Below are 22,691 nucleotides of genomic sequence, written 5' to 3'. Positions count from 1 at the left end.
CAGGGGAGGTCTTTTGCGTGCTTGCACTTCGTCGTGGATCAGTGCCAGATGCCCTTGATCTGCGATACGGTGAGGCCGTTGATCAGGCAGTGGTTGGGATTGTTCTGCAGCGCGTCGATAACCACATTGCCACCGAGGTTGATGACCGTGGATGCCCTGGCTATTCCCCGGTTCGGGCCCCACACGCGTGTACCATCGGTACCGATAAGATTCGTTACGTTGACGGCCGTTTCGCTGGTGTCGGCGCACAGCACCGACACCCCCTGAAGCTTGCCATTGCTGTCACTGTCTTCCTTGCCGTAGTTGTTATTGTCGTTGGCCACGCCACTGCGTATCAGCAGCCAGCCCTTCGGAGCGGGATCGCCGTTGCGTGCAACGGCGGAGAAGGGCAAGCCCAACAGGCACGTAAGAAGCGCTGCGGTGAGAATCGTATTCTTCATGGGATTTCCTCGATATCGTGTTTCGCGCGGCCATGGATGGCAAAGGAAATCCCCGCCCGGGCGATGGCTGGCCGACGCGACGGCCATGCGCCCGCCGCCAGAATCCCTCTCGCGAGTTGTGCGGCCTATCGGTCGATTGCTGAGAATCGGGGGGCGAAAAGCTGAGGGTGAAGCGCTGAGTGCGCGCCGGGCCGCGAGGATGACTTTGTACCCTGGCAACCGCTGTCGCTGTTGCTACCCTCTGGTCCTCAGCCGGAGATATCGCATGAAACCTTCGCGCAAGACCAAGGGTATGGCGGCGCTGGTCATGACGCTGTCCTGGATCGCCTGGTTCTCCATACCGGCTCATGCCGGCGCGCAGCACACCGATGTCATGAACGCCTTCGACGTGGAGACACCGGTACGGCCGATGCCGGTTCGAACTAACGGCATGGTCCAGATCAGTTACGAGGTTCATCTCACTAACTTCTCAAATGAGAAGCTCGAGATAACCGACGTCAGCCTGGTCAACGGTTCTGATGGAGACGATCTGGCCTCCTTTTCCGGAGATGCCTTAGTTGCGGTCGCCCATGTTGTTGGCGAAACGGCGGGACGTAAGGACAATACCGTGCAGGTCGAACCCGGGCGCCGAGTTGTGCTCTTCATTGACCTGGCCGTGCCGGCTTCGCGTCATGTCGAGTCCATTCGGCATCGAATCGGCTATCGCATACCGGACGCTCTTGCCACGCATAGCTTCTTGTCCGAAGCCATCGCGGTGACTTCATCGAAACCGTCGCTCATCGGACCACCGCTGAGTGGTGGTCCCTGGGTGGCAATACACAGTCCCTTGTGGGCGCGCGGGCATCGCCGCGTGTTCAATGCGGTGGCGGGTCACGCAAAGATTCCCGGGCGATTTGCCATCGACTGGGTCAAGGTCGACGAACGCGGTCGCACCGCGAAGGGTGATCCGGATCTGGCCACGCAGACATTCGGCTATGGCGATGCCGTGCTGGCGGTGGACGATGCCGTCGTCGTGGCCACCCGCGACGGCATGGACGAACCTGCGCATATTTCGCAGCGTACGACGCACCCCCTGGCGGAAGACGCTGGCAACTACCTTGTATTGAAGCTTCCCGACGGGCGCTTTGCCTTCTATGAGCATCTGAAGAAAGGCAGCATCGCGGTGCAAACCGGCAACAGGGTCAAGAAAGGGCAGGCCATGGCGTCGCTTGGCTTCTCCGGTGAATCGACCGGACCGCACCTTCACTTTCACATCGCGGATTCGGATTCCCCGCTCGATGCGGAGGGCTTGCCCTTCGAGATCCAATCCTTCAGGCAAGTGGGGAGGTACGACGACGTGTCCCGGCTCGGGAATCCATGGACACCGTCGGGGCCAGGCGATCCGATGACTCGCCACGATGAGTGGCCTGGCGCGAGCACGGTGGTTTCTTTCGGAACTGTGACGAGATAGCGACGTTTTTCATTGACAACGTTTCCGCCGTTGACCAAGTTAGGCTGATAACGACAGCCTGGGGATGGCCTTGAAGTATTCGGTGATTGGTGTGGGCGTAGTGTTGTCCACGATGCTCGCGTCGTGTGCGTCGCCGACGAAGCCCTCTTCGACCAGTGAGCAGAACGACATCCAGGTCACCGACCTGCGAACGAATGAGCTGAACCATCCGCTCGCTCTTGTCACAGCGGCTCCATCGTTCTCCTGGAAGCTCGTCGATAACGCCCGCGGCACTACCCAGGTTGCATACGAAGTCAGGCTCGCAAAGGATGGCGACTCCCCCACGCTCTGGGATTCGGGATGGGTCGACGATAGCCAACAGATCGGCGTGCCTTATGCAGGAGACGCACTGACGCATGGGCAGGCGTATGCGTGGCAGGTGCGCGTGCGTGACAACCACGGGAAGACATCCGCCTGGAGCTCGTCGGCGCGTTTCGAAACGGACCTCGACATTCCCAATGACTGGCACGCGTCGTGGATCGGCCCTGCCGATCCTGCCGGCACCAGCGCGATCCTCCGCAAGGCGTTCGATCTGTCGCAGGCGCCAGTACGCGCGCGCCTGTATGTTTCGGCGCTCGGTGTCTATCGCACGTATCTCAACGGCCAGCGAACGGACGGCGACATCCTCGCCCCCGGCTGGACCGACTACAACAAGCGCATCCCGTATCAGGCATACGACGTCACCGCACAGCTGCACGCGGGGCACAACGTTATCGCGGCCATGCTGGCACCGGGCTGGTATGCCGGTCACATCGCCAGCTTCGGTCCGGAGAAGTACGGCAAGTCACCGTTATTCTCCGCACAACTGCGGCTCGATTTCGCGGACGGCACTCACACATGGGTGAAGACGGATGGAACATGGCAGGCAGCGTCCGGTCCGTTCCGCCAGGCTGACATCATCATGGGTGAGACGTACGACGCGCGTGCCTTGCCTGAGCGTTGGAACGACATAGGGACAGTCTCCACGGCGTGGGAGGCGGCCCGCGTACCTGCTGGGGGCGATGCGCATACGCAGCTATTGCATCCCCAGGATGACGTACCGGTGCGTGTGACGGGCAAGCGCCCGGCCGTGTTGCTTCCGCGTCAGCCGACAGCGGGTGCGCGTCTCTTCGACCTAGGCCAGAACATGGTTGGCGTGGTCGAGTTGAGAGTGAAGGCCCGCGCTGGCAAAACCATACAGCTGCGTTACGGCGAGATGCTCAATCCGGATGGTTCGCTGTACACGGCCAATCTCCGCACCGCGAAGGCGACTGACCGCTTCACCCCGGCGCAGGACGGCGAGCAGTCGTACACGCCAACGTTCACCTACCACGGCTTCCGCTATGTCGAGGTTACCGGCCTGGATGACCCGGCCGATGTGCTGGCGGTCACCGGCCTCGTCGAGGGCAGCGACCTCGCCTGGACCGGCAAGCTGGACGCCGGCAACACCATGCTCGATCAACTGCAGTCCAACATCACCTGGGGGCAGCGCGGCAACTTCTTCTCGATTCCCACCGACACGCCGGCGCGCGACGAGCGGCTGGGCTGGGCGGGCGACATCAACGTATTCGCACCTACCGCGAGCTTCAACCAGGACACGTATACCTTCCTGTCGAAGTGGCTGCGCGACATGCGCGACGCGCAGACCCCCGAAGGCGATTACCCCGGTATCGCACCCAATCCGGTTCACATGGAAAGCGGTGCCGGCTGGTCGGATGCCGGGATCACGGTGGCTTACACGCTGTGGCACACCTATGGCGACCGCCGGGTGATTGACGATGGCTACGCGTCGATGGGCCGTTTCATGGCACTGATAGAACGTCGGGCCGGCCCGGATCTGAAACGTGTACATGGACCCTGGGCCGACTGGCTGCATCTGGACGATCCGACGCCCCCCGACCTTCTCGGTACGGCATATCTGGCTTACGACGCCCGGTTGATGAGCGAGATGGCAGCGGCGACGGGTCATGCAGCGGACGCGGCGCACTATGCTGATCTGGCTGAGCGCACGAAGCGTGCCTTTGCCGCGCGTTATCTGCATGCTGACGGGACGCTCGGCACAGATAGCCAGACCGGCTACGCGATGGCTATCGGCATGGGCCTGGTACCGCCCGCCATGGTCGCGGATGCCTTTGTACGAACGATCCATGCGAGACACGATCATCTGGCCACCGGTTTCCTCGGTACCCCCTGGCTTCTGCCAGCACTGTCGGCGATCGGGCAGAACGACCTCGCATGGAAGCTGCTGCTCAACCGCGATTACCCTTCGTGGGGTTACGAAATACAGGCGGGCGCAACGACGATGTGGGAGCGCTGGAACTCGCTGAAGCCCGACGGCAGCTTCGGTGACGTCGACATGAACTCCTTCAATCACTATGCCTACGGCGCCGTGGGCGATTGGATGTACCGGCACATTGCGGGCATCGCGCCGCTCGCACCTGGTTATGCACGGTTCGCCATTGCACCCACGCCTGGCGGCGGGGTGACGCACGGCGGTGGCAGCCTCGAGTCCGCCTATGGGCGCATTGCCACGTCATGGACGATCGACGGCGGTCGCTTCAGTCTCGATGTCACAGTGCCTCCGGGGACCACGGCTGAGGTAACGATGCCGAAGGTCGACGCAGCGAGTGTGCAGGAGCAGAGGCAGTCGGCGGCTTCGATCACGGGCATCAGCCAGCTGCACCCTGTGGCTGCGGGTGCCATGCTCTCGTTGGGCTCGGGGCACTACGTGTTGACGGGCAAGGTCAGCGACTAGAGCGTGGGCAACACCGATCGCACATGCGCTTCAAAATGACTAAGCAGCCTGGACGGCGTCCGGTCGGCGGTCTGAACGGTAATGCCCACCGAGGGAAGTGCGGGTAAGCCACTCGAAGCAGGCAGCACCTCCAGATCGGGCGGCACCCCGGTCTGCGTCATCACCGTTATCGCCTGGCCCGACCGCACGACGGCGGTCAGCCCCGAGACGCTGCCACTAGCGTAGGCGATGCGATAGCGACGTCCCGCGCGATCGAGGCTGGATGTGGCGGCCACATGGTCGAGGGCATCCGGATCGGACAGTGCCAGTTGCAACGGATCCAGATGAAAGGCATCGCTGCCTTTCCGGCCGACCCAGACGAACGGTTCGCGGCGCAGGAACTGGTCGCGCTGCGGGCTATCCGGTTGCGAGGTTATGGCGATATCCAGGGACCGGCCCTTGAGGCGTTCGAGAAGCCGTGGCGTGGACGCGCAAACCACTTCGATGAACACCTGCGGATGCAGGCGCGAGAACGTCTGCAATAAGCCGGGCAGAAAGATCCGTGCATAGTCGTCGGGACAACCGAAACGTAGCTGTCCGGAGAGGGTCGCGCCGGTAAGTTCCGCGACGGCTTCATCGTGCGCACGGAGAATCTTGTGTGCATGGGCGAGCAGGCGCTCGCCATGGATCGTAAGGGACACGCCGCGACCGGTCCGGATCATCAGTGGCTGTTCGATGGCCTCCTCCAGCTTCTTCACCTGCTGGCTCAGCGCCGCCTGTGTTCGACCGACCTGTTCCGCGGCGCGACTCATGACGGTCGCGTCGGCGATGGCGACGAAATTCCGCAATAGCGCGATATCGAGTCGAACGCCCATGCCATCACCCCGCGTTATGTGGCCGAAGCCCGATATTAGCAATTCTTAATCCCGGCCAAGCTGGATAACCACGCCTTATGAGGCTCATTAGAGTTATTAGTTATCGCCGCCGGCGAGGCATCGATAGGATCGCGAGACTTCCATAAAGCAGGGACAAACGCATGAGGATAATGCCGAGCCGGGCAGGATGGCTGTGTTTCATGGTCTTGGGAGTGGCCGTTACGGCTGTCACCGCGGCATCGCCGCCTCCGAAGGGGCAGGACCTGTCCATCGGCATGAGCGATATCCCGAAGAAGTTCACCGACATCGTCCCCGGCGGTCAGGACTTCCTCCGACGTGTCGTGATGATCCCGATGCGTGACGGCACGAAGCTGAATACGGTCATCGTGATACCCAAGGGCGCTCATGAGGCACCCATCCTGTTGACGCGTACGCCCTATAACGCGGAAGAGCGCGCCGGAAACGCACGGAGCTCATCGATACTGGCGTCGCTCCCGCTCGGCGATGCCGTATTCGCGCAGGCCGGATACATTCGCGTCTATCAGGACGTACGCGGAAAGTACGGCTCGGAAGGCGACTACGTGATGATGCGTCCGGTGCGCGGCGCGTTGAACCCGACCAGGGTGGACCATGTCACCGACGCCTGGGACACCATCGACTGGCTGGTGAAGAACCTGCCGGAATCCAACGGCAAGGTCGGCATGATCGGCTCGTCCTACGAGGGATTCACGGCGGCCATGGCGCTTCTGGATCCCCATCCCGCACTCAAGGCCGTCGTGCCCGAGAGCCCGGTCCTGGATGCGTACATGGGCGACGACTGGTTCCACTACGGCGCCTTTCGCAACCTGATGCTCGGTTACGTGCACATGCAGACCGTGCAACAAGGCCCCGGTGCGGTAACGCCGAGCGATACCTACGACAAGTACGAAGAGTTCCTGCGCGCCGGCTCCACAGGCGACTACGTTCGCAGCCGTGGGCTCGACACCTTGCCGTTCATTACCCGCATGATGGCGCACCCGGCCTACGATGCGTTCTGGCAGGGACAGGATCTCGTCCGCTTGCTGGCTGCACGTCCCTCCTCGGTACCCACACTGTGGGAGCAGGGCCTGTTCGACCAGGAGGACATGTGGGGTGCGAACCACGCCTGGCTTGCACTGAAAGCCGCGGGCCACTCGTCCAACAACTGGCTGGTCATGGGGCCGTGGTCGCACAGCCAGGTGAACGGCACCGGTTTTGCGGTGGGCCCGCTGAAGTCGGAGGGCGACACATCGTTGCAGTACAACCGCGACATGGTGCTGCCGTTCCTCAATGAACACTTGCGTGGTGGCCCATCGGCGCAACTCGCACGGGTGTCGATCTACAACACCGGTGACAATCACTGGGACCACCTCCAGGACTGGCCCGTGGCTTGTGAGAAGGGTTGTGCGGCCGGCCTGAAGCCGCTCTACCTTGGCCAGGCCTTCGGTCTGTCCTTTGCTGCACCTTCACAATCGCAGGCCGGTGACACTTACGTCAGCGATCCTGCCAAGCCGGTGCCTTTCCTGCCGCGTCCCGTGCTGGATCCCTTCTACGGTTATGGCTCGACCTACGCCGGATACAAACCGTGGAGCACGTGGTTGCTGCACGACCAGCGCTTCGTGGACGGCCGGCCGGACGTGCTCACGTACGAGACCTCGGTGCTGACCTCACCGATACGTGTACGCGGCATTCCCGTCGCGGATATCCGCGCGATCACGACAGGAACCGACGGCGACTTCGTCGTGAAGGTGATCGATGTCTATCCGGCGAATGTACCCGGCGATCCGACCATGAGTGGCTACGAGATGCCGATTGCGCTGGACATCTTCCGCGGCCGCTATCGCGAAAGTTTCGACCATCCGACCGCGGTACCGGCGAACGCGGCCCAGCGGTACCGATTCGATCTGCCCAACGTGAATCACGTCTTCAAGCCCGGCCATCGGATCATGGTGCAGGTCCAGTCGACGCTCTTCCCGTTGTACGACCGTAACCCGCAGACCTTCGTGCCCAACATCTTCAACGCGAAGGCCGCCGACTATCAGCCGGCGAACATCACGATTCTGCGTTCCAGTCAGCAGCCATCGGCGGTCTGGCTGCCGGTTGTCGATCAGTGAGGTGATCGGAGAGGCCGATCAAGGGGCGCGTTGCGCGTTACCACGCACGCGCCAGAAGGCGACGGCCATCACGATGCACGCGACAGGCAGCATGAAGCCGAACTCATCGATGGCATACGGCGTGATGCGACCGCTTGGGGCGGTGATCGGCGTCAACCACACCTGGATGAACAGGTTATGGCTGCCATGCAGGATAGCCGCCGGCCAGACGCTGCCAGAACGCAGCCGCAGCCAGGCGAATGCAAAACTCAGTGCAACTACCATGACCGCGAAACAGGCAATGGCGAACCATACCGGTGTCCCCGAGTTGTAATCGGCGAACAGGATGATCGGCAAATGCCACACCGCCCAGATGATTCCGGTGAGGAAGGTGCCACGCGTAAAGCCGTAGGCTCGTGTTACTTCGGGGGTGAGGAATCCGCGCCACCCCAGTTCCTCGCCCAGGCCGGTAGCCACACCGCTGACCATGCCAACCGTTCCGAAGATGAGCAACGATCCGGTCGCTATCAACCATGGCGATGCGGACGGCCAACCGAGGGATTTGCTCATCTGTTCAAGAAAGGCGGGGTTGCCGAAGTGACCCATGTCGCTCACCCACACGATGACATAGGCGATGCCCGCATAGGCCAAGGGCAACAGGTACGCCATCCAGGCGTAGCGCCAGCGGCCCCATCCCCACCCAAGCTCCGACAAGGGTTTGCCGGTCAGGCGACAGGTCAGGATCGCCGCGGTTGCCGGTGCCCACATCAATCCGGTGACATACATGCCGCGGGCGCCGCCGACATGCCCGCAGGCGATGATCAAAGCGTAGAAGATGGCGCTGATGCCGAACGCCAGGAGCAGAAAGACGGCGATTCTCGCCTGCGGTTTCTCGATGACCATGGTTGTTCTCCCCTCTTGTAGATGTCATGCGACCTGCGTGATGGCCCGATCGAGGATGTCCAGTGCCAGGTCGATCTCGTCCTCGCTCACATTCAACGGCGGTGCGATCCGAAAGACACTGCCCATCCCGGGTAACTGCACGATATTCATACTCAACCCGAGCGACATGCATTGACGGGTAATCGCCGCGCCAAGAACCGGTGCCGGTCCTCTCGACGCGCGGTCCTGCACTATCTCCACGCCTAGCAAGAGGCCGCGTCCCCGCACGTCGCCCATGCACTCATGCTGTGTCTGGAGTGTACGCAACCCCTGCTCGAGACGCGCGCCGGACACCCTGGCGCGACCGACCAGGCCATCGCGTTCGACAATTTCCAACACCTTCAGGCCGACCGCGGCGGGGAGGGGGTCGGAAACGTGGGTGGTGTAGAACAGGAACCCGCGGTCGTGGCACGCTTGCTCGATGTCGGACGTGGTGACGACCGCCGACAAGGGAAGGCCTGCCCCGAGGGTCTTGGATAAGGTGAGGATATCCGGCACGACGTTATCCCGCTCGCAAGCAAACATAAGCCCCGTACGGCCGATGCCTGTCTGTGCTTCGTCCACGATCAGAAGCATCTTACGTTCCTCGCACTTCGTCTTGAGCGCGGTCAGGTAGCCCGGCGGCAGGTCGATCATCCCACCCGAACTCAGTATGGGTTCGGCGATAAAGGCGGCCAGGCTACCGGTGGACTGACGATCGACGAGGGCAAACGCATGGTCCAGCTCCGCCTGCCAATTCCAGTTTCCCTCGCACACCCATTGGGGGCGATAGGCGTGGGGTGCGGGGATGGCGAACGAGCCGACCGCCGCCGGTCCGTAACCCTTCCTCCCGGCGCTGTAAGTCGCCGACGAGGCCGCCCCCGTCATGCCGTGCCACGACTCGGCAAAGGCCACGATCTCGTATTTCCCCGTGGCAAGCTTTGCCATCTTGATCGCCGCCTCGTTGGCCTCTCCACCGGTGCTGAGCAACATGCTGCGCTCGAGATTGCCCGGTGTGAGATCTGCCAGGCGACTGGCGAGCTCGACCACCGGCCTCGACAACATGCCGCTGAACAGATGGTCCAGATGGGCGACGTGATGCGCGACCGTGTCCACGATCTCGGGGTGGCCATGGCCGAGGATCGCGCTCATCTGGCCCGAGGTGAAATCGAGGATGGCCCGGTTGCCGGCGTCGTAAACGTAGCTACCCTGCGCTCGCTCGACGATCATCGGTTCGAACTGGCCGCCATAACGAATGAGATGTTGCCGCGCCTTTATCCAGAACTGCGTATCTTCATTCTTCGACATGAGCACCTCTGTTGAGATTTGACGCACCACGCTCGAGGCTCTCGCCACAGCGGGCTCGCGTCGACCATAGACAGAAGATGGCCATACGGATAACGAATACTCATTATGGGGAACATAAGGCTTTCGAATACCTCGCAGCCGGCGTGCCTCTCGATGTTGTCCGGCGTCGTGTCCCACAGCGCTGGGATAATCTGGCGTAAAATCACCGCATACGTCTTTATTGATCTCTGAGGTCCGTTCCATGGCGAAGAAAACCCTGAGCGCCATTGGCACGGCGAGCGACGGCATCGCGCGGACTCCGTCGAAGAGCCAGAAAGCCTTCAACGCACTGATCGCCAGGATCGAAAAACGTCGTGCCGCGCTGGCCGAGTGGGAGGTGTTCGGCGCCGATTTTCAGCGGAGGTTCAACGAAGAATTCACGCCGCTTCTGGGTCGCTTCAATGCGGTACGCGTCGAACTGGTGCATCGCCTCGATCAGGCATACGACACGAAGGGTCTGACGAAAGTCGAGCGCCGGACAATCGGGGAGCTGATTACGCATATCGCGGGCAAGTTGATGGCCTCCATCGATGATCCCGCCATCGCAGAGCTTCACCAACGTTACAGAACACACGATCCGGAAGCCGAGGCGGCCGCGTTGGACGATCGGCGCAGGATGCTGGAAGCCGTGTTCGGCGCAAGCATCGCAGACGATGTCGACCTGGATTCTCCCGACGACGTGATGCGGTACGTGCGCGAGCAGACGCATCAGCAGTACGAGCGCGAACGCGAGCACCAGGAGGCGCGCGAGAACTACCACGCCAACCGTAAGAAGTCGCCGAAGCGCGAGGCGGCTGAAGAGCGTGCACGCGCCGAGCAGGCGGAAGTCCATCTATCAATACGCGAGGTCTACCGCAAGCTGGCAAGTGCGCTACATCCCGACCGCGAGATCGACCCTGTCGAGCGCGAACGGAAGGCCGCCCTGATGCAACGGGTGAACATCGCTTATGCCAGCCGAAGCCTGCTTGATCTACTCGAGATTCAGCTGGAGCTGGAGCACATCGACCAGGCGGCGTTGGACAACATCAGCGAGGACAGGCTCAAGCGCTGGAACACGATCCTGAAAGAACAACTCAGTGATCTTGAGATGGAGCTAGGTGAGGTAGAACTCGGCTTCCTGATCAAAAGTAGGATGAACCCTGCGCTCGTCGTGTCTCCGAAGAACGTCAAGCGCGCGCTCACCGCTACCATCAACGACATACGCGAAACCATCAAGGGATTCGAGCAGTATGTCCGCGTGGTCGATGACGGCAGAGGCCTTAAGCCTTGGCTGAAACAGATGAAGTGGCATCTGGCCGAGATCTAATCGCCCAGGAATGCCTGCGTCGACACGACTTTGGCATAAATGCACCTGTGGCTCACTCGGGCCTCAAGAGAGTTGATGAGCAAGCAACATGGTTGCCGTCGACCCCGAGGGGAATGTCGATTACCCACAATGCACTCTTGCGCAAAATGGTATGTCGACCCACCATGCGTGATACCGGGGCGGCGATGATCGAATACCCCCGGCCTCCACCACCCTTCTTCAGTCCCGGACCTCATGACCCGACCCATCGACACGTCCGGCCTGCTCGGTGACACCGTAGCGCGCGACTACTCACGCAAGCTCAGCCAGTTCAACGCGTTCGCCGGACCGGAGCTTCGCCAATCGATCGCCAGCCTGGGATTGAAGCCGGGCATGCACGTGCTCGACGCAGGGTGCGGCACGGGAGACGCGCTCGAATGGTTCCGAGCCGAAGTTGGTGCAGAGGGATCAGTCACGGGGATCGACCTTGCGGCGGCTCACACGGCAGCCGCACGCAGGATGGCGCCGGCAGACACGCTAGTAGTACAGGCGGACTTGCTGAAGCCCCCCTTGGCTGGCCACACCGTCGATCTGGTCTGGTCGGTCAACACGGTCAACCATCTGCACGATCCGGTCGCGGGCGTGCGGACCCTGGCGGGCCTGCTCCGTCCCGGTGGCCGGATTGCACTAGGGCAGAGCTCGCTGTTGCCGGACATGTATTTCGCCTGGGACGCCAGGCTCGAGCGGTTGGCCAATGAAGCGGTCCGCCAGTACTACCGCGACCGCTATCAGGTCAGCGAACGCGACCTGACCGCCGTCCGATCCGTCGTGGGGCTGTTGCAGCGATCCGGGTTACGCGACGTCACCGTGCGCACGGTGATGATCGAGCGCACATCGCCGCTGCGCCCGGCGGACGAAAGCTACCTTCTGGAGACGATCTTCCGGAACACCTGGGGCGAGCGACTGCGCCCGTACCTGTCGGACGAGGATTTCGAAGAGCTGACGCAACTGTGCGATCCCGAGCATCCCGACTTCGCGCTACGTCGCCGGGACTTCCACTTCCTGCAAAGCTTCACCCTGGCCGTCGGGACGGTCGACGCACACTAGCGTCGCCGTTCAATCCAGCGGCCTCACCCAGATATTGCGATAACTGATAGGCGACGAGGGATCGCCATGCGCCTGAAGCTTGATCGCCGCATCGGCGTACGGCGTGTACTTCGGCTTGCCGATGTAGAAGGTCTCGCCGGCAAGCTGGATGTGGTTCTGTACCACTACGCCATTGTGGATCACCGTCACATAGGCCGGTGACTTCAGCGTACCGTCGGCGGCAAAGCTCGGCGCTGTCCAGATCACGTCATAGGTTTGCCATTCTCCCGGCGGGCGCATGGCATTGACCAGGGGAGGCGTCTGTTTATAGATGCTGGCCGCCTGTCCGTTGACATAGGTCTTGTTCTTCCACGAATCCAGGATCTGGAGTTCGTAGCCTTCGTCCACCGGCCCGGTCGAGGCGAGGAACACACCGCTGTTGCCGCGCAGCTGGCCTTCGCCAGCGACGTCCTTGGGTATCTGCCATTCCAGATGCATCTGGTAGTTCTTGAACCGCTGTTTGGTCTGGATGTTGCCTGCGGCCTTGTCGACTGTCAGCACACCGTCGTGCACCTTCCAGTGTGCCGGGGAATGGTCTTTGGATGATTCCCATTGCGCGAGGTCGCGGCCATCGAACAGCACGATGGCGTCGGAGGGAGGTGCGCCGTCCTGATTACCCGACGCCACGATCCTGGGCACCGGCTCCCACTGTTCGGTCGCCTTGGGATCGGTCTGTGCCCATGCGGACGATGGTCCGATGGCGGCAAGAATGAAAAGGGCTCGATGAAAATTCATACCGTGCATATCCTGAGTGCCTCGGCAAACGAGTCGAAAGGGTCGGTTCGCGAAGGCATGAACTCGTGTGCGATGAAACCCTGGAAATTCAGATCCGCGATCGCCTTCGCGATAGCGTGGTAGTTGAGCTCCTGGGTGCCGTCGATGTCATGTCGGCCAGGTACGCCGCCGGTGTGGAAATGACCGATCCACTGGATGTTGTCGCGGATGGTGCGGATCACATCGCCTTCCATGATCTGCATGTGATAGATGTCGTAGAGCAGCTTGACGTTAGGCGAGTTGATGCCTTTCATCACCGCAACACCGAACGCGGTGCTGTCGCCCTGATAGCCGTGGTGGTCGACCTTGCTGTTCAGCAGCTCCACGCACAGGGTGATGCCGTTCTCGGCTGCGTAGGGCGCAATTCTGGAGAGACCCGCGACGCAGTTGTCGACCGCCTGGCGCTCGTCGATGCCCGCCGTGCGGTTGCCGAACATGGTGATCAGATTGGTCACGCCGGCACGCTTGGCGAGTGGAATCGTCGCCTCCAGTTCCTTCAGCAGCGTGGCGTGGTTGGCCGGGTCATTGAAACCCATCGCGATGAAGTTATCCCGCTTGGCGGGGTAGCCCATCGATACCGCCAGGCCGCTGTCGCTCACCACGGCCCATTCATCCGCATACAGCAGATCGACGCCGGAGAAGCCAATGGTCTTCAGGTGCTTGCACAGTTCGGGAAGTGGCGCCTTGGAGGTCCAGCGGCTCAGCGACTGCTTGAGGCGCCCCGGGTGTGCCTTCTCGGGAGCGGTCTTGCCGCGCACGGTATCGGCAGAGGCGAGCAAGGGCAGCGTGCCGACGGCCGCCGCAGCAGCGGCGAGGCGACCGAGTACGGTCCGGCGGCTGATGCCGGGAGAGGTGGTCATGGTTAGTCGAGCCCCAGTATGTCGCGATTAAATGCGCGGTCGCCGCCGGTCGCGGCGAAGTCGTCGAACGCGCGCTCGGTCACCTTGATGATGTGGTCACGGATAAAGACCGCGCCTTCCTTTGCGCCTTGCAGGGCATCCTTGATGCAGCACTCCCATTCGAGCACGGCCCAGCCCGGATAGTCGTACTGCGCAAGCTTGCTGAAGATCGCGCCAAAATCGATCTGCCCGTCGCCCAGCGAGCGGAAGCGTCCGGGCCGGTCAATCCAGTTCTGGTAGCCGCCGTAGACGCCGGCGCGCCCACTGGGACGGAACTCGGCATCCTTTACATGGAACGCACGGATGCGCTCATGATAGATGTCGATGAACTGCAGATAGTCCATCTGCTGCAGGACCATGTGGCTGGGGTCGAAGAGGATGTTGGCGCGCGGGTGGTTCCCTACGGCCTCGAGAAAGCGCTCGAAGGTACCGCCGTCATGGAGGTCTTCACCGGGGTGAAGTTCATAACAGACATCGACGCCGACCTCATCGAACGCATCGAGGATGGGCCGCCAACGTTTCCCGAGCTCTGCGAAGGCTTCTTCGATCAGCCCGGCAGGGCGTTGTGGCCACGGGTAGAACAGATGCCAGGCAAGCGCACCAGAGAACGTTGCATGTGCGGTCAGGCCGAAATGCCTGCTCGCTTTTGCCGCAAGCTTGAGCTGCTGCACGGCCCAGGCCTGGCGTTGCGGCGTGTTACCACGCAGTGCCGCTGGCGCGAAACCATCGAACAAACGGTCGTAGGCGGGGTGCGAGGCGACGAGCTGCCCCTGCAGATGCGTAGACAGCTCGGTCACCGCGAGCCCGTGCCCGGCCAGCATGCCCGCGATGTCCTCGCAATAAGCCTTGCTTGTCGCGGCCAGTTCCAGATCGAACAGGCGATGATCGTTGGTGGGAATCTGCACGCCGACAAAGCCGAGTGATGCCGCCCACCGGGCGATATCGGGGAGCGTGTTGAATGGCGCCGTATCGCCCGCGTACTGGGCGAGAAAGATGCCTGGCCCCTTGAGCGTTTTCATGCGCATGCTCTCCGCATTGGATTCATGGGTCAGATCTTCAGTTCCGTTTCCACAGCCCAGGCTTTGCCATTGCCTGCCTGGGACAGCGGTATGTCGGCCTCGAAGCCACCGGGGACGGCGACATACTGGAGCACCTGCGTGCAACCGGGCTGGGACATGAAGAAGCCCAGCATGGTCAGCTTCTTGGTCATCAGCACGAAGTTGGCTTCGGGTGTCAGCGTGTGACCCTGCGGGGTCTCTATCGCCTTGCTGTGTAGCCTGGTCACCAGGGACTTGCGCTGCGCGTCGTCGAGCTGGAGAAAAGGTTTGCCACCGGCCTTGTCGAACGCGGCAAGCGCGGTGAGGTACCGCTGTTGATCGGCCTTGCTATAGACGGCCTTGAACATCTGATCGATAAAGGCTGGCACGCCCGCATCGAGGGCTCCCGGGGTATCGGTGCGCGGGATGACAATGTCGACCACCGCAGCGATCAGGCCGCTTTGCGCCGGACTGAAGAAGAGGGGCGCCGTTCCCGGGTTCTGTGAAGCGGCATGGGCATCAAAGACAGCCAACAGGGACGGCGCGGCGATAGCGCTGACGGCAAGCGCGGACATGCTTTTCAACCATTCGCGACGGTTCATGGGCATATCCTCAGATGTTGCCGCGCTTGAGTTCTTCCACGGCGTGGCTGGCCGCGCGTGCGGTCAGCGCCATGTAAGTCAGTGACGGATTCTGGCAGGCGGACGACGCCATGGCCGAGCCGTCGGTGATGAAGACGTTCTTGCATGCATGCATTTGGTTCCATTCGTTGAGTACCGACGTCTTCGGGTCGCGGCCCATACGCGCGGTACCCATTTCATGGATGCCGGCGCCGACGTTGGCCTGCATCGTGAAGGAGCTCACGTCGCGGTAACCAGCGGAGCTCAGCATTTCCATCGCATCGGTGATGATCTCCTTGCTCATCAGCCTCTCGTTCTCCCTGTGCGCGGCATCGAAGTTGAGCACGGGCATGCCGTACTTGTCCTTATGATTGCGGTCGAGGGTCACCATGTTCTGATGATTGGGCAGCATTTCACCGAAGCCCATCATCGAGACCCACCAGGGGCCCGGTTTCTCGGCGGCGTGCTTGAGCTCGTCGCCTAGTACCGGCGCGTTGACGAGCCGTGTCCAGTCGCTGCGACTCGCGCCGCCCTGGTAGCCGAAGCCACGCAGATAGCTGCGCTTGTCCGTGCCGACGTTGCGGTAGCGTGGAATGTAGAAGCCGTTGGGCCGGCGCCCGGAGTAGTAGCGGTCTTCATGGCCTTCGACCCGTGCCCGCGCACCGTTGCCAAAGATGTGGTCCATGATGTTGTGGCCGACTTCGCCGCTGTCGTTGCCAAAGCCGTTGGGGAATCGGCTGGACACGGAGTTGAGCAGGATATGCGTGGTGCCAAAGGTGGACGCGTTGAGGAAGATCACGCGCGCGAAGTACTCCGTCTGATGACCGGTCTCCGCATCCAGTACACGCACACCCGTCGCCTTGCCTTTGGTGTCGTCGTAGATCACCTCGTAGACGATGGCGTTGGTGACGATCGTCATGTTGCCGGTTTTTTCGGCGGCGGGAAGGGTTGAGGAGTTACTGCTGAAGTAGGCGCCGAAAGGGCAGCCACGCATGCACAGGTTGCGATACTGGCACTGCGCACGCTGCGGACTCTTGTCGTGCTTGAGCGGCTCGGAGAGGTTGGCGGTGCGGCCGATGATGAGCTTGCGCTTGAATTTGTCGTCCAGCTTGCCCTGGAAATCTTTCTCGACGCAGTTGAGTTGCATCGGCTTGAGGAACTCGCCGTCCGGCAATTGCGCCAGATGCTCGGTGGACCCGCTGACGCCGATGAAGTGTTCGACGTAGTCGTACCAGGGAGCGAGGTCGTCGTAGCGGATAGGCCAATCCACACCGACGCCTTCCTTACCGTTAGCCTCGAAGTCCATGGCACTGAAGCGATAGCTCTGTCGACCCCACATCAGCGAGCGTCCGCCCACATGGTAACCACGGAACCAGTCGAACGGCTTGGTCTCTTCATACGGGTTGTCGACATCGTCGACGAACCAGTGCTTGGTGGACTGTGTGATGCCGTAGAACGAAGGACGCGTGTGTTTCTGATGGCGCGCGATGTCTTCCTGCGTCGGTTCGTCGGCGTACGGCAGTTCCCAGGGTGCTTTCATGGCGGTTGGGTAATCGCCATGCTTGACCATGGGACCGCGGTCGAGAACGAGGGTCTTGAGTCCCTTCTCGGTCAGTTCCTTCGCGGCCCAACCGCCGCTGACGCCAGTACCAACGACGATGGCGTCGAATGTGTTCTTTTCCATGCGTATCCCTTGGGAGTCAGCGCAGCGGGCGCAGGTAGTCGTAGTCGACGCGGGCAGCGTCGAGCTGGCTCATGCGGGCGAACGGGCCCTCCTGCTCGACGAAGCAATGCTTCAGCCCGGAGGTGTCCGCCGCCGCCATGATCGGCTTGTAGTCGAGCGTGCCGCGCCCGAGTTCCGCGCCCGGATAGTCCTTCGCTCCGCCCGGCAGGAAATCCTTGGCATGCATCAGCGGGATGCGGCCGGGGTTCGCCTTGAAGTAATCCACGGGACTCTTGCCACCCGCATGGACCCAACCGCAGTCGAGCTCGAACTGCACGAGCTTGTGATCGGTTTCCTTAAGAAGCACGTCGTAGAACGTCTGCCCACCACCGACGTCGGTGAATTCGAGATGGTGGTTGTGGTACGCGTACTGCAGTCCCGCTTGCGTGGCCTTTTCGCCGAGGCGATTCGCATACTCGGCGGTGCGCTTGGCATCGTCCAGCGAGTAGGCCGGTTCCGGCGCGCTCCCTCCCTTTGCTGCCTGCTCCTTCTGCATGATCGACGGGAGCATGCTGCTGACGATGTACTTCGCGCCAAGCGCATGTGCGGCTTCGATGCCGGGCTCGAAGCCGAGGCTGTCGAAATGCATGCTCGGACAACGCAGGCCTGCCTCGTTCAACTGATCACGCAGCGTCTTGGCCGTGCTGGTGATGATGGCTTCGATTTCCGTGTAGCCGATCGCCTTGAGCGTCTTGAGCGTGCCGGTGGGGTCATCCTGGTATGCCTTCAGCACCATGTAGAGCTGAATGCCGAGCGCCTTGCCCCGCGCCGCGGCGGCGAGGACTTGACCTGGCGCGCCAAGGGCGAGCCACGCCGCCGTGCCACCAAGCGCGGAACGAGCCAGGAACTGCCTGCGAGTCATCATGAATGGTTCTCCGGGGAATCAGTTGGCGTCGGCGACAGGGATGCTTGCCGTCGCCTTGCGGTCCTTGAATAGCAGTACGAAGAGGACCAGAACGACCGCGGCGCAAGCACCGGCAATCATCCAGATCGCGTACCAGTCGTGCGTCACGGCGCCCTGGGCATCGGTTCGTGCGTAGGTATCGACGACCAGACCGGACATCCAGGAGCCGACGAACATGCCGAGGCCGTAGGTCAGGAAGGTGATCAGTCCCTGCGTTGCCGCGCGCAAGGCGGCCGGCGCCTCGCGATCGATATAGATCTGGCCGACGACGAAGAAGAAGTCGAAGCAGATGCCGTGCAGGATGATGCCGAGCCAGAGCATCCACATCAGCTCGCCCGTGCCGCCAAAGGCGAACATGGCATAACGCAACACCCAGGCCAGCATGCCCACGGCGAGCATGTACTTCACGCCAAGGTGCCGGAAGAACCACGGGATGAGCAACATGCACAGAATTTCCGACATCTGTCCGCCGGTCATCTTGCCAGCGGCGTTGACCACGCCGATCTCGTTGAGGAACAGGTTGGTGAACGCGTAATAGAACTGCAGCGGAATACAGATCAGGAACGACGCGAGGGCGAAGACCGCCATCGACCGATTGCGAAGCAGATGCAGGGACTCGAGCGGGAGGACATGACGTATCTCGAACTGCTTGTGGCGCGCGAGCGGCGGCGTCGGCGGCAGCGTGAAGCAATAGCCCGCCATCACGACCGAAAGGCCGGCGGCCAGGAGCAGGGGCGACGCCGTCGCCTCCACGCCCCAGGCGCCGACGATCAGGCCCATCACGATCCAGCCGAGCGTACCGAACACGCGGATCGCGCCGAACTCTTCCTGCGGATCGTCGATATGCCGCATGGCCAGCGAAGTGGTCAGCGCCAGCGTCGGCATGTAGCAGAGGCTGTAAGCCAGGAGGGTGGCGTACAACACGGCGAACGAACTCTGTTGGGCGGCGACCACCAGCAGGACGGCGCCGACGATGTGCAAGAGGGCGAGCACGCGGCGCGTATCGAATAGTCGGTCGGCGAGCAGACCGACGAAGAGCGGCGAGATCATCGCGCCGATGGCGGTGGTGCCCGCGACGGCGCCGATTTCCGTGCCGGTGAAATGTAACGTTTGTCCAAGCCAGGTGCCGACGGTGACGTACCAGGCACCCCAAATCGCGAATTCGAACAACATCATCAATCTAAGGCGCCATTTCATCCCCGTTTCCCCTTTGTGCGTAGTGGTCCGAGAGGGTCTTCGACGTGCTGCCATACGCCGCCGGCGGCATGGCTCTTGAGCATCGCGTCGACCAGCAGGCTGTTGCGATAGCCGTCGGCGAAAGTAGGTAGCGCGGCTGGTTTGGTTTCGGGCGTGCCACCGCGGCGAATCCATTTATAGGCGTCAGCGATCAGGTTGCCGAATGCGTCTGCCCAGGCTTCCGGGTGGCCTGCGGGCAGGTGCGCGTAACCGCGCGCAGAGGGATCAAGCAGCGCGGGATCTCGCGTCAGTAGCGCATTGGCCTGCGCGTGGTGGCCGATCCAGAGTTCGTTGGGCTGCTCCTGTCGCCACGCCAGTGAAGCCAGGCGCCCGCTTACCTCCAGGCGCAGATCGTTCTTGTGACCGGGAAGCACCTGACCGACGGTGACGCAGCCGCGCGCACCGTTGTCGAAGCGCAGCAGCACACTGGCCAGGTCCTCGCTGGTGATCTTGATCTTGCGCCGTGATGTCGATTTGGCTGCGCCCGCGAAAGCCTTCGGCGAAGCCGCCGGCACCTCGCGGACCGGCACGGCCGTGTGCAGGTCGGCCAGTACCGCGGTTATACGCGCGCCGGTCACGTGTTCGGCCAGGTCGCACCAGTGCGAGCCGATGTCACCAAGCGCGGAGCTGGCACCACCCCGTTTGGGATCGAGGCGCCACGAATAAGCGCGCTCGTCGGTCAGCCAATCCTGCAGATAACAACCATGGACGAATACCGCCGGGCCGACCTTGCCCTTCGCGATCATCGCGCGTGCCTGCTGCACAAGCGGGTAGCCGCGATAGTTGAAGGTGACGACGTGCGCGACATGGGATTCTCGCGCGGCTTCGTACAGCTCACGCGCTTCCTGCGTGCTGCTGGCCAGCGGTTTGTCGGAGATCACATGCTTGCCGGCGCGAAGCGCCGCCAATGAGACCTCCCTGTGCAAATGGTTGGGCGTGGTGTTGTGAACCACCTGCACGGTGGGGTCGGCCAGCAGTTCCTGGTAGCTCGCGTAGGCTCGACCGGCGTTGAGTTCGCGCGCCCGCTTCTTTGCGGATTCGGGGCTGGAGCCGGCGATGCCGACGATATCGACGCTTCCCAGACGACGTACGGCATCGAGGTGATGCGCGGCGATAAAGCCGGGGCCGACGAGCCCCATGCCGAGCTTCTTCATCGGGTTTGCGCCCTGGCGCTGGTCGATATGGACTGGCCTGCCATTTCCCCTCCGATGCGTCGATAGCAACCGAATGTATTCGATTACATCGGTATAAACACTGACGTTGGTCGCTTTACATGTATGGAGTTTTGGTTCAACACATCAGGCGCGTTCCCGCTGAGCGCCTTAAACGTGGCAAAGTGTTTAGCAGATGTGCAAACGCCGATGCAACGATTTTATGTAATCCATTACATTGCACTGCACAAATACCAGGCGGGACGACCGCTTCGGACATATCCGTCTTGGGCGCTGCCAACTGGTATCGTCCGAGGCACAACGGCGATAAAGGGACTGGAACGGGTGAGTGCCGACGGATCCAAGCGTAAGCGGCAGGGCGCCAAGGGCGAGGGTGCGAATGCTGCGCTGCAGCCTGCGCGTGTCCGGACGGTCAAGGAAATCGCGACCATCGCAAAGGTTTCAGTGGCAACTGTTTCTCGCGCCTTGCAGCGGCCCGAGCTGGTCAGCGAAGCGACGCGCTTGCGCATCCATGAGGTGGTCAAGCGTCTGGGCTATACGCCCAATGCGCTCGCGCGCAACCTGCGCACGGCGCGTACGCGACTGATCATCGCCTTGCTCCCCGACATCGCCAACCCGTTCTTCTCGGAGGTGATTCGCGGCATCGAGCAGGTCGCGTACGAGAATGGTTATTCGGTGCTCCTGGGTGAGACACAGAGCAGCCTGGTGCGCGAGCAGGCGTATGCCGACATGGTCGCGGCGCGCCAGGCCGACGGCATCATCACCATGTCCCACCGTGTACCGGCGATCCCCATCGACGGCCGCCTGCCTGTGGTCAATGCGTGCGAGTACGTCAAGGACAGCAACATCTCTAGTGTCTATATCGACAACGTCGCCGCCGCGGGCTTCGCGGTCGACTATCTCGTTACGCTGGGGCACCGCGATATCGCCTTCATCGCTGGTCCGTCGTCGAGCCCGATATGCGTGGATCGTGAGCGCGGCTACCACCTCGCCCTGCAGCGGGCGAAGATTTCCGCCAACCCCGCACTGACCACCGTCGGTGACTTCTCGACCGAAGCGGGCGAGCGCGCCATCGAGCTGTTCCTCTCGCGAGGACAGCCGTTCAGCGCCGTGTTCTGTTCCAACGACGAAATGGCGATCGGGGCGATGCGCGCATTGAGCTCGCATGGCCTGCGCGTGCCGGAAGATGTCTCCGTGGTCGGCTTCGACGATATCCGCTTCGCGCGCTATACGTCACCGCCGTTGACTACCGTTGCCCAGCCAAAGAATGCCTTGGGGCGCGAAGCGATGACCATGATGATCGAACTGCTCAACGATCCCGCGGTGCCCCCGCGGAAGAGAGTGCTGTCGGCTGATCTGGTGGTGCGGGGATCGACTGCGCCGCGTGTGACCGGGCGCGATCTCACGTAGTTTGGCCACTGTGACCAGATAACCTTGGATTCGGCGAGCCTTATGCTCGGCTGCACGTGGCGACAAATGGAGTTGTGGCTGCCGTCGCCGCGTTAATCTTGCGGACTGGTGCAGGCGGCGTAACGGTCGCCCTCCACCTGCGTAACCTCGCCGCGGCCTTCGGCTGTGACGCTGCCTGTGTAGTGCTTGGCGCTGTCGAAATCCACATGCGCCGAAGCCGGCGGGGCCGCCTTGCAGGTGAGCTTCCACGCCAGCGAGGTACTGCGGCGTCGCTTGTCCGTGGCGGTGCACTCACCCTCCGCCGGCGTCCACGCGGCGAACGTGGTCCAGGGATCGGCACCTTCATCCACGCAATGCCAATGCACTTCCGGTGCACCTGTCTTGCCGTTGGCCACGTGCCGCACAAGGATCTTCCACAGCCCGGGCATGGCGCCGAAGTCACCGGGATCGGCGTGGACAGGTGTGGTCGCAGTTATGGCAAATGCACACGCGGCGGCAGCGGTGAGCAGGGAAAGCTTCATCATCATCTGACTCCTTGCGAACACGAAAACCCTGCCCGCTTTCGCGGGCAGGGTCGGTATCGAGCGAA

19 protein-coding genes are annotated in these 22,691 nt (G+C 62.1%); 6 read left to right on the top strand and 13 right to left on the bottom strand.

What is annotated here, in order from left to right; translation table 11 throughout:
- Window positions 1–38: 38 nt before the first annotated feature.
- A complete protein-coding gene (locus tag C8J98_RS03245) occupies window positions 39–440 on the bottom strand; it encodes a hypothetical protein (protein ID WP_107910810.1) in 402 nt (133 codons plus the stop codon).
- A 265-nt stretch (window positions 441–705) separates the two neighbouring features.
- Here C8J98_RS03245 and C8J98_RS03240 point away from each other — a divergent pair, with 265 nt between their 5' ends.
- Together C8J98_RS03240 and C8J98_RS03235 are read left to right on the top strand one after the other, a co-directional pair.
- The gene (locus tag C8J98_RS03240; RefSeq protein WP_158272581.1) at window positions 706–1,890 is read left to right on the top strand and encodes a M23 family metallopeptidase; all 1,185 of its coding nucleotides are present in this window, start codon (window positions 706–708) and stop codon (window positions 1,888–1,890) included.
- Window positions 1,891–1,954: 64 nt separating this feature from the next.
- Window positions 1,955–4,663 carry an alpha-L-rhamnosidase gene (locus tag C8J98_RS03235; RefSeq protein ID WP_107910807.1) on the top strand — a complete coding sequence of 903 codons (2,709 nt, stop codon included), beginning with the start codon at window positions 1,955–1,957 and terminating at the stop codon, window positions 4,661–4,663.
- Here the strand turns inward: C8J98_RS03235 and C8J98_RS03230 are convergent.
- Window positions 4,660–5,517, bottom strand: coding sequence for a LysR substrate-binding domain-containing protein (locus C8J98_RS03230; protein ID WP_107910805.1), 858 nt, complete (start codon window positions 5,515–5,517; stop codon window positions 4,660–4,662). The two genes, C8J98_RS03235 and C8J98_RS03230, sit on opposite strands and share 4 nt — an antisense overlap.
- 200 nt (window positions 5,518–5,717) lie before the next feature.
- Here C8J98_RS03230 and C8J98_RS03225 point away from each other — a divergent pair, with 200 nt between their 5' ends.
- Complete coding sequence (locus tag C8J98_RS03225) at window positions 5,718–7,649, top strand: CocE/NonD family hydrolase (protein WP_107910803.1); 1,932 nt, start codon at window positions 5,718–5,720, stop codon at window positions 7,647–7,649.
- Between the two features lie 18 nt (window positions 7,650–7,667).
- Here the strand turns inward: C8J98_RS03225 and C8J98_RS03220 are convergent, their stop codons facing one another.
- Window positions 7,668–8,531: a type II CAAX endopeptidase family protein gene (locus C8J98_RS03220; protein ID WP_107910801.1), complete on the bottom strand. Its 864-nt coding sequence runs from the start codon at window positions 8,529–8,531 to the stop codon at window positions 7,668–7,670.
- Window positions 8,532–8,555: 24 nt separating this feature from the next.
- On the bottom strand, window positions 8,556–10,145 hold the full coding sequence (locus C8J98_RS03215; protein ID WP_199229783.1) for an aspartate aminotransferase family protein: 1,590 nt from the start codon (window positions 10,143–10,145) through the stop codon (window positions 8,556–8,558).
- Here C8J98_RS03215 and C8J98_RS03210 point away from each other — a divergent pair.
- Complete coding sequence (locus tag C8J98_RS03210) at window positions 10,099–11,202, top strand: J domain-containing protein (RefSeq protein ID WP_107910800.1); 1,104 nt, start codon at window positions 10,099–10,101, stop codon at window positions 11,200–11,202. The genes C8J98_RS03215 and C8J98_RS03210 overlap by 47 nt on opposite strands.
- Window positions 11,203–11,436: 234 nt before the next feature.
- Entirely contained in the window at window positions 11,437–12,288 is an 852-nt protein-coding gene (locus C8J98_RS03205) for a methyltransferase domain-containing protein (protein ID WP_107910799.1), read from the top strand.
- Window positions 12,289–12,297: 9 nt separating this feature from the next.
- On the opposite strand, the gene C8J98_RS03200 is transcribed toward C8J98_RS03205, so the two are convergent.
- Genes C8J98_RS03200 through C8J98_RS03165 form a run of 8 tightly spaced genes read right to left on the bottom strand, consistent with a single transcriptional unit; the run spans window position 12,298 to window position 20,674 of the window.
- Entirely contained in the window at window positions 12,298–13,062 is a 765-nt protein-coding gene (locus C8J98_RS03200; protein WP_107910798.1) for a DUF1080 domain-containing protein, read from the bottom strand.
- The gene (locus tag C8J98_RS03195) at window positions 13,059–13,961 is read right to left on the bottom strand and encodes a TIM barrel protein (protein WP_107910797.1); all 903 of its coding nucleotides are present in this window, start codon (window positions 13,959–13,961) and stop codon (window positions 13,059–13,061) included. Before C8J98_RS03195 ends, C8J98_RS03200 begins: the two co-directional genes overlap by 4 nt.
- A gap of 2 nt (window positions 13,962–13,963) precedes the next feature.
- Complete coding sequence (locus C8J98_RS03190) at window positions 13,964–15,019, bottom strand: sugar phosphate isomerase/epimerase (RefSeq protein ID WP_107910796.1); 1,056 nt, start codon at window positions 15,017–15,019, stop codon at window positions 13,964–13,966.
- A 29-nt stretch (window positions 15,020–15,048) separates the two neighbouring features.
- Window positions 15,049–15,639 carry a gluconate 2-dehydrogenase subunit 3 family protein gene (locus C8J98_RS03185; protein ID WP_107910795.1) on the bottom strand — a complete coding sequence of 197 codons (591 nt, stop codon included), beginning with the start codon at window positions 15,637–15,639 and terminating at the stop codon, window positions 15,049–15,051.
- A 10-nt stretch (window positions 15,640–15,649) separates the two neighbouring features.
- Window positions 15,650–17,341 carry a GMC family oxidoreductase gene (locus C8J98_RS03180; protein WP_107910794.1) on the bottom strand — a complete coding sequence of 564 codons (1,692 nt, stop codon included), beginning with the start codon at window positions 17,339–17,341 and terminating at the stop codon, window positions 15,650–15,652.
- A gap of 16 nt (window positions 17,342–17,357) precedes the next feature.
- Window positions 17,358–18,245, bottom strand: coding sequence for a sugar phosphate isomerase/epimerase (locus tag C8J98_RS03175; RefSeq protein WP_107910793.1), 888 nt, complete (start codon window positions 18,243–18,245; stop codon window positions 17,358–17,360).
- A gap of 18 nt (window positions 18,246–18,263) precedes the next feature.
- The gene (locus C8J98_RS03170) at window positions 18,264–19,481 is read right to left on the bottom strand and encodes a nucleoside permease (protein ID WP_107910791.1); all 1,218 of its coding nucleotides are present in this window, start codon (window positions 19,479–19,481) and stop codon (window positions 18,264–18,266) included.
- Window positions 19,478–20,674, bottom strand: coding sequence for a Gfo/Idh/MocA family oxidoreductase (locus tag C8J98_RS03165; protein WP_107910789.1), 1,197 nt, complete (start codon window positions 20,672–20,674; stop codon window positions 19,478–19,480). Before C8J98_RS03165 ends, C8J98_RS03170 begins: the two co-directional genes overlap by 4 nt.
- A 342-nt stretch (window positions 20,675–21,016) precedes the next feature.
- Here C8J98_RS03165 and C8J98_RS03160 point away from each other — a divergent pair, with 342 nt between their 5' ends.
- On the top strand, window positions 21,017–22,102 hold the full coding sequence (locus C8J98_RS03160) for a LacI family DNA-binding transcriptional regulator (RefSeq protein ID WP_233260084.1): 1,086 nt from the start codon (window positions 21,017–21,019) through the stop codon (window positions 22,100–22,102).
- A 92-nt stretch (window positions 22,103–22,194) separates the two neighbouring features.
- Here C8J98_RS03160 and C8J98_RS03155 read toward each other — a convergent pair whose 3' ends face one another.
- The gene (locus C8J98_RS03155; RefSeq protein ID WP_146171496.1) at window positions 22,195–22,626 is read right to left on the bottom strand and encodes a DUF3617 family protein; all 432 of its coding nucleotides are present in this window, start codon (window positions 22,624–22,626) and stop codon (window positions 22,195–22,197) included.
- Window positions 22,627–22,691: the final 65 nt, after the last annotated feature.

Origin of the sequence: Luteibacter sp. OK325 (assembly GCF_003050935.1) — a bacterium.
In the GTDB taxonomy this organism is placed as follows: Bacteria; Pseudomonadota; Gammaproteobacteria; order Xanthomonadales; family Rhodanobacteraceae; genus Luteibacter.
Note: the sequence above shows the minus strand (reverse complement) of the source record. Positions and strands in the feature narration are given on the sequence as shown.

What these genes read in the sequence shown, in the direction of transcription:
- C8J98_RS03185 (WP_107910795.1), bottom strand. Translation starts at nt 15,639, where the DNA reads ATGAACCGTCGCGAATGGTTGAAAAGCATGTCCGCGCTTGCCGTCAGC.
- C8J98_RS03245 (WP_107910810.1), bottom strand. Translation starts at nt 440, where the DNA reads ATGAAGAATACGATTCTCACCGCAGCGCTTCTTACGTGCCTGTTGGGC.
- C8J98_RS03210 (WP_107910800.1), top strand. Translation starts at nt 10,099, where the DNA reads ATGGCGAAGAAAACCCTGAGCGCCATTGGCACGGCGAGCGACGGCATC.
- C8J98_RS03175 (WP_107910793.1), bottom strand. Translation starts at nt 18,245, where the DNA reads ATGATGACTCGCAGGCAGTTCCTGGCTCGTTCCGCGCTTGGTGGCACG.
- C8J98_RS03230 (WP_107910805.1), bottom strand. Translation starts at nt 5,517, where the DNA reads ATGGGCGTTCGACTCGATATCGCGCTATTGCGGAATTTCGTCGCCATC.
- C8J98_RS03155 (WP_146171496.1), bottom strand. Translation starts at nt 22,626, where the DNA reads ATGATGAAGCTTTCCCTGCTCACCGCTGCCGCCGCGTGTGCATTTGCC.
- C8J98_RS03200 (WP_107910798.1), bottom strand. Translation starts at nt 13,062, where the DNA reads ATGAATTTTCATCGAGCCCTTTTCATTCTTGCCGCCATCGGACCATCG.
- C8J98_RS03195 (WP_107910797.1), bottom strand. Translation starts at nt 13,961, where the DNA reads ATGACCACCTCTCCCGGCATCAGCCGCCGGACCGTACTCGGTCGCCTC.
- C8J98_RS03165 (WP_107910789.1), bottom strand. Translation starts at nt 20,674, where the DNA reads ATGAAGAAGCTCGGCATGGGGCTCGTCGGCCCCGGCTTTATCGCCGCG.
- C8J98_RS03190 (WP_107910796.1), bottom strand. Translation starts at nt 15,019, where the DNA reads ATGAAAACGCTCAAGGGGCCAGGCATCTTTCTCGCCCAGTACGCGGGC.
- C8J98_RS03240 (WP_158272581.1), top strand. Translation starts at nt 706, where the DNA reads ATGAAACCTTCGCGCAAGACCAAGGGTATGGCGGCGCTGGTCATGACG.
- C8J98_RS03220 (WP_107910801.1), bottom strand. Translation starts at nt 8,531, where the DNA reads ATGGTCATCGAGAAACCGCAGGCGAGAATCGCCGTCTTTCTGCTCCTG.
- C8J98_RS03225 (WP_107910803.1), top strand. Translation starts at nt 5,718, where the DNA reads ATGGTCTTGGGAGTGGCCGTTACGGCTGTCACCGCGGCATCGCCGCCT.
- C8J98_RS03215 (WP_199229783.1), bottom strand. Translation starts at nt 10,145, where the DNA reads ATGCCGTCGCTCGCCGTGCCAATGGCGCTCAGGGTTTTCTTCGCCATG.
- C8J98_RS03235 (WP_107910807.1), top strand. Translation starts at nt 1,955, where the DNA reads ATGGCCTTGAAGTATTCGGTGATTGGTGTGGGCGTAGTGTTGTCCACG.
- C8J98_RS03170 (WP_107910791.1), bottom strand. Translation starts at nt 19,481, where the DNA reads ATGAAATGGCGCCTTAGATTGATGATGTTGTTCGAATTCGCGATTTGG.
- C8J98_RS03205 (WP_107910799.1), top strand. Translation starts at nt 11,437, where the DNA reads ATGACCCGACCCATCGACACGTCCGGCCTGCTCGGTGACACCGTAGCG.
- C8J98_RS03180 (WP_107910794.1), bottom strand. Translation starts at nt 17,341, where the DNA reads ATGGAAAAGAACACATTCGACGCCATCGTCGTTGGTACTGGCGTCAGC.